The sequence below is a fragment of the Falsiroseomonas oryzae genome (assembly GCF_027856955.1).
GTDB classification, from domain to species: Bacteria; Pseudomonadota; Alphaproteobacteria; order Acetobacterales; family Acetobacteraceae; genus Falsiroseomonas; species Falsiroseomonas oryzae.
The window spans coordinates 1-8038 of the sequence record NZ_JAPSMD010000245.1 but is presented as its reverse complement, the minus strand read 5'-3'; the positions used below and the strand labels follow the sequence as shown (position 1 = coordinate 8038).

Annotated in this window: 11 protein-coding genes; 2 read left to right on the top strand and 9 right to left on the bottom strand. The window is 72.3% G+C overall.

Annotation, left to right across the window (positions count from 1 at the left end; genetic code table 11):
- Positions 1-95 precede the first annotated feature (95 nt).
- The 6 genes from OZN99_RS20195 to OZN99_RS20170 form a co-directional block, all read right to left on the bottom strand.
- Positions 96-1175 (bottom strand): hypothetical protein, encoded by a 1080-nt coding sequence (locus OZN99_RS20195; protein WP_270937056.1) that lies wholly within the window; start codon positions 1173-1175, stop codon positions 96-98.
- A 39-nt stretch (positions 1176-1214) separates the two neighbouring features.
- Positions 1215-2099: a class I SAM-dependent methyltransferase gene (locus OZN99_RS20190; protein ID WP_270937055.1), complete on the bottom strand. Its 885-nt coding sequence runs from the start codon at positions 2097-2099 to the stop codon at positions 1215-1217.
- Positions 2069-2323 carry a hypothetical protein gene (locus tag OZN99_RS20185; protein WP_270937054.1) on the bottom strand — a complete coding sequence of 85 codons (255 nt, stop codon included), beginning with the start codon at positions 2321-2323 and terminating at the stop codon, positions 2069-2071. Before OZN99_RS20185 ends, OZN99_RS20190 begins: the two co-directional genes overlap by 31 nt.
- A 162-nt stretch (positions 2324-2485) precedes the next feature.
- On the bottom strand, positions 2486-3301 hold the full coding sequence (locus OZN99_RS20180) for a CgeB family protein (RefSeq protein WP_270937053.1): 816 nt from the start codon (positions 3299-3301) through the stop codon (positions 2486-2488).
- Between the two features lie 39 nt (positions 3302-3340).
- Complete coding sequence (locus OZN99_RS20175) at positions 3341-3478, bottom strand: hypothetical protein (protein ID WP_270937052.1); 138 nt, start codon at positions 3476-3478, stop codon at positions 3341-3343.
- Between the two features lie 89 nt (positions 3479-3567).
- On the bottom strand, positions 3568-4674 hold the full coding sequence (locus tag OZN99_RS20170) for a DNA topoisomerase IB (RefSeq protein WP_270937051.1): 1107 nt from the start codon (positions 4672-4674) through the stop codon (positions 3568-3570).
- A gap of 58 nt (positions 4675-4732) precedes the next feature.
- Between OZN99_RS20170 and OZN99_RS20165 the strand changes: the two genes are divergently transcribed.
- Both OZN99_RS20165 and OZN99_RS20160 read left to right on the top strand, forming a co-directional pair.
- On the top strand, positions 4733-5032 hold the full coding sequence (locus tag OZN99_RS20165) for a hypothetical protein (protein ID WP_270937050.1): 300 nt from the start codon (positions 4733-4735) through the stop codon (positions 5030-5032).
- Between the two features lie 53 nt (positions 5033-5085).
- Positions 5086-5826 (top strand): DUF1194 domain-containing protein, encoded by a 741-nt coding sequence (locus OZN99_RS20160; RefSeq protein ID WP_270937049.1) that lies wholly within the window; start codon positions 5086-5088, stop codon positions 5824-5826.
- Between the two features lie 4 nt (positions 5827-5830).
- On the opposite strand, the gene OZN99_RS20155 is transcribed toward OZN99_RS20160, so the two are convergent.
- The 3 genes from OZN99_RS20155 to OZN99_RS20145 all read right to left on the bottom strand — a co-directional run.
- The gene (locus OZN99_RS20155) at positions 5831-6715 is read right to left on the bottom strand and encodes a glycoside hydrolase 5 family protein (protein ID WP_270937048.1); all 885 of its coding nucleotides are present in this window, start codon (positions 6713-6715) and stop codon (positions 5831-5833) included.
- Complete coding sequence (locus OZN99_RS20150) at positions 6712-7482, bottom strand: TIGR04290 family methyltransferase (protein WP_270937047.1); 771 nt, start codon at positions 7480-7482, stop codon at positions 6712-6714. Before OZN99_RS20150 ends, OZN99_RS20155 begins: the two co-directional genes overlap by 4 nt.
- Positions 7479-8038, bottom strand: a 560-nt coding sequence (locus tag OZN99_RS20145) for a histidine phosphatase family protein (protein WP_270937046.1), incomplete at its 5' end; no start/stop codon positions are given. The genes OZN99_RS20150 and OZN99_RS20145, both read right to left, overlap by 4 nt.

Here is an 8038-nt window from a genome sequence, read left to right as displayed (position 1 = left end):
GCGCGCCGCGGCGGCCGGTCCACCGGCCGCCAGGGTCAGCCGCTCGCCGGCCGCGGTCAGCGTCCGGCCGGCGAGGCGGAGGGCGCGGCGCAGCATCAGCCGGCCTTGCGGATGGCGAGGCCGAAGGAGGTGGCGACCATGTTGCCGTGGCGCTGGCGGATGCCGGGCGCGCCGCCGGCCTCGCTGCGCACGCGCTCATCCGCCTTGTCGCAGCCCGGATGGGTGTTGAAGGGCAGCAGGCGGTGCCCTGACGCGGCCAGCCGCTCGGCCAGCGCCTCGATGTCGCGCCGCCGCAGCAGCACCAGGTCCGGCAGCTCCAGCGTTGCGGCGTCCGAGGTGAGGTTGAAGGCGAAGCTGTGCAGCGCGAGGCCGCCGGGCTTCAGCGGCGCCAGGCTCGCCTCGAAGAAGGCGAGGGCGGCCTCGATGCTGCGCAGGCGCCCAGGCATGCCCATGGACCAGCAGAAGTCGAACTCCCCGGCGTCCAGCCGGCCGAGCTGCGACAGCTCGAAGGGCACGAAGCTGACCAGCCGGTCGAACTCCTCGATATGGACGACTTCCGGGAAGAACAGCCAGGTCCGGCGCGTCTCGGCGGGATCCGTGCTGGTCACCTCGTCGCTGGTCGCGACGATCTCCACCCCGCGCGAAGCCAGCAGCGCAGCGACCCTCTCCCGCCCGGCCTGCAGGGCGAGCCCGCGCCGGCCCGGCCCGATCAGGCCCTCCGTCGCCAGCACGGAGACGATCCAGGCCTGTTCCCAGCGATAGCGCCCGCGGCCGGGCGGGAAGCCCATTGCCCCGGTGATCTCGGCATAGGCCGGGTCGGCGAACTGGGAGAAGGTGCAGAGCTGGGAGACCGGCTGTTCCAGGTCGGGCGGCTGGAAGCGCCACTCCAGCCCGTCCACCTCTGATGGGCGGAGCATGAACAGCGGCATGCGGTAGGCCGGGTGGCCGGTCAGCACCGCGTCGAAGAAGGCATGGAATTCCGGGACGTTGGTGAAGGCCCGGCGCATCGCGTTGAGGTCGGGCTGCGCCTTGAAGGCGGCGAATTCGGCGGCGCTCAGCGGCTCCCGTCCCGCCAGCAGGCGGAAGCCCCAGGCCACCGCCTCGTCGGCCATGCCGCGGCGCGGCGCTTCGGCAGGGGGCTGGAGCGGCGGGCCGTCCTCCGCGCCTGTGGTCATCCGGGTCCTCTCGGCGCGGCATCGCGCGCCCGGGTTGCATCACAGCCCGGCGGCGCCAGCAAGCCCGGCGCGGCGCAGCCGGAACGCCGCCGCGTCCCACAGCGCGAAGGGACGGGTGCTGGCATCCTGCAGGACGAGTCCGCACCCCGCGGCCAGCACGCCGAGCGTCTGCGCGTCGGCCGCCGGATCGCCGTAGCTGAAATTGAGGATGACGAGATGCCCGCCCGGCCGCAGCACGCGCGCGGCTTCCGCCACCATGCCGCCGGCGATATCCGCGCCGGCCTGCACGAGATAGGGGAACACGTCCACGGCCAGCACCAGGTGGAAGCCCGCATCGTCCAGCCCTGCCAGGTCGCGGCCGTTGCAGGTGGCGAAGCGCAGCCCGCCCATGTCGCCGTGCCGCGCCCGCGCCGCCGCCACCATGGCCGAGGCGAGGTCGAGGCCCACCACCGTCTCCGCCTCCCCGGCGATAGCCGCAGCGACACGCCCGATCCCGCAGCCCAGGTCCAGCACCCGTGGCCGGCCCTCCAGCACGCCCTCGCAGCGAAGCCAGGCGACGAGCTCCGCCGTCGCGGCCCGCAGCGTCGCCGGATCGCAGAGCGAATAGGCGGCGACGGCTGCCTCGGGCGCGATCACGGCCAGCCGGTCGAACAGCGCGCCGATCTCCGCGACGCCGGCGGGCACGGCATGGTCGGCACCGGCCTGCACCAGCCGTTCCAGCCCGGCAAGGCCGGCGGCGTGCCTCGCAGCGAGGGCGGAGAGCGTGGGCGTGTCGCGCAGCAGCGCGGGCAACCCGGCGGCCGGCACGCCCGACAGCACAAGGCGCATCAGCGCGACCTGCGGCGAGATGCGGCCCGCGTCGTGTTCCGCCAGCGCGGCGCGCGCCGCGGCGTTCAGCGCAGGAAGGACCGGCCGGTCGGCCATGGCGGCAGCCCGAAATGCGCGGCCAGGCTGGCGGCGACGTCGTCGAAGCCGGCGCGCGTGCCGAGCGGATCGCCGCGGCCGCGATGCAGGACGAGCAGCGGCACTTCCTCCCGCGTGTGGTCGGTGCCGGGATGGGTGGGGTCGCAGCCATGGTCGGCGGTGAGGATCACCAGGTCGTCCGGCGCGCAGGCCGCGCGCGGTGCCGCCGCGCGCCAGCCACGCATTGACCAGCGTGCCGATGTACTCGTCGCCGCGGCCGGGCTCCCGCCACAGCGCATGCAGTGCGTGCAGCACCCGCCCGGGCAGGCGGAAGGCGCCCCACACCCAGTTGGATCGCGCGTCCTTCTGCTTGACCTGGATCTCCTCCACGCGGCCCGCTGCATCGGTCACCACCGCGTCGAAGAACTCCGGCCGCGCCACCGGGAACAGCAGGAAGGACAGCTCACCGGGCGGCAGCATGGCAAGGCCCTCGCGCGGGAACCAGATCGTGTCGCCAGGGCGTCCTGCGCGTCAGTTGCGACGAGGATCTCCTCGCCCGGCGTGTAGAACGCCTTCGGCCCCTCCCAGGCGTCGATCAGCACCGGCGCGCCGCAGGCCGCCGCCTCGAACAGCCAGCCGGAGGGACACCAGCCCAGCGCAGCCATGTCGCATCGCGTGACGTTCAGCGTGAGCCGCGCGGAGGAGAAGAAGGCCGGGTGCTCCGCGGGCGGCATGTGCCGGACGAAGCGGATGTTGTCGGTCCAGGGAAAGTCGTGCGGGTACTGCGCGCCGCCGATCGCGAAGTGCCGCTGCGGCCGTCGGCGCGCCGGCTCCACGAGCAGCCGCTCCAGCGCCGCCTGCCGATCCGCCGCATAGGTGCCGAGAAAGGACAGGTCCGCCGCATAGGCCGCAACGGGCGCGGCCGGATGGTGCGCTTCCGGGTCCACGCTGCCGTAGAGCGGCGCCACGCGAGGCGCGCCGAGTTCCCGCGCCAGACGATCCAGCGCAGCGCCGCCGGTATAGCTCAGCACCAGGTCGAAGCCGGAGAGCCCCTCGGCCGGCAGGTAGTCCGGCCGCTCGCCGGCCGCCAGCCGCGCCAGGGTGACCGGCGTGTCGAGGTCGTAGAAGACGCGCACCGGGCGCGCGGCGTACTGCACGAGCGCCGATGCCGCCAGCCCGTCGGCGCAGTAGGAGGTGACGATCGCGGCGTCGGCGTCCTGCAACTCGCGCAGGGCAAGAGCCCATACGCCCTCCCACTCCGGCTAGAACACGGCATCCAGGCCGCGGATCTCCAGGGCGTCGCGTGCCGTGGCGTACCAGGGGCCGGTCACGCTCGAGGAACACCACGCGATGCCCCGCCGCGCCCAGCGCCCGGCACAGCGCACGCCACAGCGTCGCATGTCCGTTGCCCCAGGCTGATGTGATGGACAGGCCGAAGCCGACGAGCTTCATCCGCTACTCCGCGACCATGCGGGGCTGCAACGCGCAGCTACTCGGGATCGTTCGGTCGGCGCGCGTGCTCCGTGTCGCTGCGCAGCCGTGCGAGCAGCAGCGCCAGGACGGCAGCTTCCTCCGGCGGCAGCGCGCCGAGCTGGTCGCGCAGCTCCGCCGCCGCCTCCTGCTCGATCTCGGCAGCGAGCGCACCGTCCAGGTAGCTGTCAAGCACGGCGGGATGCACGTAGCACTTGCGGCAGATGGTCGGCGTGTTGCCGAGCCGGGCGGCAACGCGCTCGATCGCTTCCCGGATGTTGCGCTTCGCCGCCGCCTGGCTGTCCACCCGCTCGCACTCGCGCAGCGCGAGCGCAGCCAGCACGGTACCAGCCCAGGTCCGGAAATCCTTGGCGGTGATGTCGTTGCCGGTGACCTCGCGCAGATAGGCGTTGACGTCGGCGGAGGTGACGTCCCGCGTCTCACCGGCCTCGTCGAGATACTGGAACAGCTCCTGGCCCGGCAGGTCCTGGCACTGGCGGACGATGCGCGACACGCGACGGTCCTGGAGGCCAAGCCGCCAGGTCCGCCCGCTCTTGCCCTTGAAGGCGAAGCGCAGCGTGCCGCCTTCCACCTTCACGTGCCGGTTCTGCAGCGTCGTCAGCCCGTAGCTGCCATTGGACTTCGCGTAGTCGTCGTTGCCCACGCGGATCAGCGTGGTCTCCAGCAGGTGCACGACCGTGGCCAGCACCTTCTCCCGCGGCAGTCCGGGCAGAGCCATATCGGCCGCGATGCGTGCGCGAATCGCGGGCAGGGCGCGAGCGAATTCGAGGAGGTGGCCGTATTTCGTGGCGTCGCGCACCTCGCGCCAGCGCGGATGGTAGCGATACTGCTTGCGGCCCTTCTCGTCCCGGCCCGTCGCCTGGATGTGGCCGTCCGCATGCGGGCAGATCCACACCTCGGTCCAGGCCGGTGGGACGGCCAGGGTGCGGATGCGCTTCAGCGTCGCGGCGTCTCTGACGGTGCCGCCCCTCGGCAGTCGATAGGAGAAGCCCTTTCCGACACGCCGGCGCGTGAGTCCCGGTGCCTCGTCCGAGACGTAGCGCAGCCCCGCTTCCTCCGCAGCATCGCGCGGGTCGACCGGGCCGGCCTGGTCGTCGAGGGGCATGCGCCGAGAACCCGCGGGCCGCGCGCGGGTTCACCCTGGGCCAGCGGGAGCAACGACCATGGCGAAGACGACAACGGACCATGACACGATCCGCCACTGGGCCGAGCTGCACGGCGGGAGGCCCGCGGCGGTCCAGCGCAGCCACGAAGACGACACGGGGATCATCCGCCTGATTTTCCCCGACGCGCCCCAGTCGCAGCATGACGCACTGGTTGAGATATCGTGGGATGAATTCTTCCGGAAGTTCGACGAGGCGCAGCTGGCGCTGGTCTTCGAGCCGAAGAGCAACTTCAACAAGCTGATCGGTCGTGACACGGCGGAACGACGCGCGCATGGTGAGCACGGCGCGCATCGCTAGCGCCTGCCTTCCCTGCGGCCGGGCCGCCCGGTGGGGCGGCCCTGGAGACATCGATGCACCGGCGAGCCCTTGTCGCCGCCGCCTCGGCTGCCGCCGTGCTGGCGGACCGCGCCCACGCGCGCGCGGTCCTCGAGGAAACGGCGGATGTGGACATGCTGCTCGTCCTCGCCGTGGATTGCTCAAGCTCGATCGATGATGCCGAGGCGCGGCTGCAGCGCGAGGGCTATCGTGCCGCCTTCGAGGACGCCGCGGTGCAGCGCCGCATCGCGGCGGGCGCCCACGGCGCGATCGGCGTCGCCTATGTCGAGTGGTCCGGCATCGAGTTCCAGCGGCTGCTGCTGCCATGGGCGCGCATAGGGGGGCCGGCCGAGGCACGCGGCTGGTCGGAGGCGCTGATGCGCCACCCTCTGGTTCCGGGCGCGCGCCGTCGCGGCACCTCCCTGTCCGGCGCGCTGGACTTCGCCCGGATGGTTCTGGCCGAGGCGCCCTGGGGGGCCGCGCGGCGCGTCGTCGACGTCTCGGGCGACGGCGCGAACAACAGCGGCCCGTCGCCGGAGGAGGCACGCGACCGCAGCGTGGCGGAGGGGATCACGGTGAATGCCCTGGCCATCGAGGGCAGCGATCCGGCCGAGACCTGGCTTCCACCGGGCATACGGCTGGCGGAGTACTATCGCGCCACGGTGATCGGCGGCGGCGGAGCCTTCGTCGCCGAGGCCGAGGGATTCGACGACTTCGCCGCCGCGCTGCGGCGCAAGCTGGTGCGCGAACTCTCCGGCCGTATCGGGACCGCCTGACGCGTCACGCGTAGCGCCGCACCATCTCCGCGCAGAAGGCGCCGAATTCCTCCGGGTCGTCGGGCGGGCTGGTGTGGTGGCGCCCCGGCCCCTTGTGCTCCGGCGTGAAGCAGAAGGTGACCGTCACGCGGAAGTCGCGCAGCGCCTCCATTTGCCTGTCGAACCAGGCCAGCGCATCGGGCCGGTAGTAATCGGCCCAGGACAGCCCCGTGCGGAGGTAGCGCACGCCGAGCTGCTTCATCAGCCCGACCGACTGCTCGAGCCGATGATCCTGGAAGTGGAACCACTGGCACAAGCCGATCTCGGGCGTGTGGCGTGCGAATTCCTCGAACGCCGCCTTCGGCGTGCCGTCGTCCCGCAACAGGCCCATGTGGAAGTGCCGGTAATAGGAGCTGCCCTCGGCTTCCTTGTGGCGCGTCGTCGCCTCCCAGCTGCGGGGCAGGTCGTGCAGGCTGTACCAGTGGATGCGCGGCGCGCGGCCTTTCAGCAGCTCAGCGGTGCGCCGCAGGCCCCATGCCTGAACCTCCTCCGCGCCGAAGGCGGAGACGCCGACCTCGCTCGCCCAGACCGGCTTGTCGGTGACGGCCTGGATCTCCTCGATCTTCGCCGGCCAGTCGTGGACCGGCCAGAGGTTCCAGTCCAGCGGGAAGCCGTGCACGGCGACGGCGTCAACATGGTCCAGCACGCCCTTCGACGTCATGTTGCGGATGAAGGCGGGGTCTATCGGCGACATGCCGCCGAGCACCCGCAGTAAGCCCGGATTGGCCGCGCGTATCGCGCGGCCGGCGGCGATGGCGGTCTCGGCGAAGCGGCTCCAGCCCGGATCAAGTTCGGGGTCCCAATGTGACTTGTTGTTCGGCTCGTTCCAGATCATCGCCGCTTCGATCATGCGCCGCCCCCCCGCGCCGGATAGACCGCGCCCCCGCCCTCCGGCGCAGCGACGCGGCGGCAGAGATAGACCTCCGGCTCCGGATGCGCCGTGACCGCGAAGCCGGCGGAACGCAGCATCGCCTCCGCGCAGGCGCGGTTCGGCACCCACCAGTTGGTCTGGTCGTGGGCGTAGCGACGCTCGACGAAGTGCAGCTTGGGCCACGCCGGCGCGTCGAAGGGCGCGGTCTCGAAGAAGTCGTAATCCTCGCGCAGCGGCGCGACCTCCGCCGAGCCGCGCTGCATGGACTGGAACACCAGCAGGTCTCCTGCGACGTGTTCGTGGATCAGGTCCAGCGCCAGCAGCGGGTGCCGCAGGTGGTAGAGCACGCCCATGAACAACACCAGGTCGAAGCGCTCGCCCAAGGCGCCAAGATCGTAGACCGACAGCCGGCGGAACTCGATGTCACAGCCCGTGGCCTCGGCCGCGAAGCGCGCCTGGGCCAGGTAATCCTCATCGGAATCAATGCCCAGCACGCGCGCGGCGCCGCGGCGCTTCATCTCGATGCTGTAGAAGCCGCCGTTGCAGCCGATGTCGAGCACGCTGCGCCCGGTCAGGTCGGCCGGGATCGCGTGGGCGAAGCCCCGCCACTTCACCGCGGGGTAGTCGCCGAGGAAGTGGTCCGGCGCGGTGCGTACGCCGCCGAGGTCGATATTGTGGAACCAGGGACCGAGCGCGGCGGCGCGACGCCGGATCTCCTCGACACCCAGGGAAGCCGGGAAGGTCACGCCGCATCCTCCAGCGCTGCCGTATCGTTCACGAAGCGCACCCTGCCGCCGCCAGGCCACAGCTCGACGCCGCTGAGCGAGGCGGGTGCGACCTCCAGGCGCCAATGCGCGTCGAGGGTCAGGCCGAGATGGGCGCAGAGCGCGGCCTTGATCACGTCCGCGTGGCTGACGGCAAGAAGGGTGGAGTCCGGGTGCGTGCCGGCCAGCGTTTCCGTCCAGCGCAGCACCCGGGCCAGCGCCTCGTGCATCGCCTCTCCGCCCGGCGGGCGGGCGGTGCCGCGCTGCTCGTTCCAGCTGCGCCAGGCCGGGTCGTCGTCCAGCGCATCGAAGGACCGCCCGGTCCAGGCGCCGAAGTCGATCTCGTCCAGCGCCGGTTCGGCGATTGGGGGCAGACCGAGTGTCGCGGCCAGCAGGGCAGCGGTTTCCTGCGCGCGGCGACGCGGACTGGTGTGCAGCGCGACCGGCCGCGCGCGCAGCAGGCGGCGCGACAGCCGCGCGGCCTGTGCGCGCCCGGCGGCGGAGAGGCCGGCCGCGTCGGAACGTCCGCTCAGCGCCT

Excerpts from the sequence above, each read along its gene's own strand:
- OZN99_RS20195 (WP_270937056.1), bottom strand. The coding sequence starts at position 1,175 with ATGACCACAGGCGCGGAGGACGGCCCGCCGCTCCAGCCCCCTGCCGAA.
- OZN99_RS20190 (WP_270937055.1), bottom strand. The coding sequence starts at position 2,099 with ATGGCCGACCGGCCGGTCCTTCCTGCGCTGAACGCCGCGGCGCGCGCC.
- OZN99_RS20185 (WP_270937054.1), bottom strand. The coding sequence starts at position 2,323 with ATGCGTGGCTGGCGCGCGGCGGCACCGCGCGCGGCCTGCGCGCCGGAC.
- OZN99_RS20175 (WP_270937052.1), bottom strand. The coding sequence starts at position 3,478 with ATGCGACGCTGTGGCGTGCGCTGTGCCGGGCGCTGGGCGCGGCGGGGC.
- OZN99_RS20170 (WP_270937051.1), bottom strand. The coding sequence starts at position 4,674 with ATGCCCCTCGACGACCAGGCCGGCCCGGTCGACCCGCGCGATGCTGCG.
- OZN99_RS20165 (WP_270937050.1), top strand. The coding sequence starts at position 4,733 with ATGGCGAAGACGACAACGGACCATGACACGATCCGCCACTGGGCCGAG.
- OZN99_RS20160 (WP_270937049.1), top strand. The coding sequence starts at position 5,086 with ATGCACCGGCGAGCCCTTGTCGCCGCCGCCTCGGCTGCCGCCGTGCTG.
- OZN99_RS20155 (WP_270937048.1), bottom strand. The coding sequence starts at position 6,715 with ATGATCGAAGCGGCGATGATCTGGAACGAGCCGAACAACAAGTCACAT.